Consider the following 804-nt stretch of genomic DNA (forward strand, 5'->3'; position numbering starts at 1 on the left):
CTGCCCCGCTCCACCTCGAAGTCCACGCCGCGCAGCACATGCAGATCCTTGTAGGACTTCTCCAGGCCCTGCACATGGATCACCGGAACTTGCTGTGTCGTCATCGAACGGCCCTACCTTCCCTCTCCGGCGGCGCGCTCGATGGCGCTGTTCAGCCTCTCCCGCTCGCGGTTCTTCCACGAGTCCTCCTGGTAGTTCCGGGCGAACGCCTCGATGAACTCCACAGGGTCCTCCCCGATGACCTCGCGGATCGGGGTTCGGTCCGCCGCGCTCTGCTCGAACAGATCGATGAGGTCCTCGAAAATCGCGTTGCCGCCCCCGGGCCCGAGGACCATCAGGTACCGCTCGAGGCCATCGACTGCCGTGCGATAGCTCGCGGGAAGCTGCTGTTTGCGCGCCTTGTACTGCCGCCACCGCCGCTTGTCGCCGAGGTCACCGATCACCTTTTCAATGAACATGATTATTTGCCTCCTTCGTGGAGCTGTTCGAGCCGTTGCGAGAGGAAGCTCCAGGTCCTCCAGAACTCGTCGAGATATTCGCGCCCCTGAGCGTTGAGGGAATACACCTTGCGCGGCGGTCCCTTCTCCGACGGGACCTTCTCCACGTCGACCAGGCCCCTTTTCTCGATCCTGACGAGCAGGGCGTAGATGGTGCCTTCGGCGATGTCGGAGAAGCCCTGCTCCCGCAGCCACGCCGTGATCTCGTAGCCGTACGCGGACCGCACGGACAAGATCGCGAGGACGATGCCCTCGAGCGTGCCTTTGAGCATCTCCGTGATCTGCTTGCCCACGGATAACCTCCTCG

The 804-nt window shown here is 63.2% G+C and carries 2 protein-coding genes and 1 pseudogene; all 3 read right to left on the bottom strand.

All coding sequences use genetic code 11. The features are described 5' to 3' along the window. Positions 1-104, bottom strand: a pseudogene (locus ACLMAL_RS39665) (ABC transporter ATP-binding protein); the annotation flags it as partial. Between the two features lie 9 nt (positions 105-113). Further along, a complete protein-coding gene (locus ACLMAL_RS39670; protein WP_412003778.1) occupies positions 114-458 on the bottom strand; it encodes a DUF1048 domain-containing protein in 345 nt (114 codons plus the stop codon). 2 nt (positions 459-460) lie between these two features. After that, positions 461-790 (bottom strand): PadR family transcriptional regulator, encoded by a 330-nt coding sequence (locus ACLMAL_RS39675; protein ID WP_412003779.1) that lies wholly within the window; start codon positions 788-790, stop codon positions 461-463. Between the last annotated feature and the right edge of the window lie 14 nt (positions 791-804).

This window comes from Nocardia sp. CWNU-33, assembly GCF_046764895.1.
Taxonomy (GTDB): Bacteria; Actinomycetota; Actinomycetes; order Mycobacteriales; family Mycobacteriaceae; genus Nocardia.

Bases quoted from the DNA above. Each gene is read 5' to 3' on its own strand.
- ACLMAL_RS39670 (WP_412003778.1), bottom strand. From the start codon at position 458: ATGTTCATTGAAAAGGTGATCGGTGACCTCGGCGACAAGCGGCGGTGG.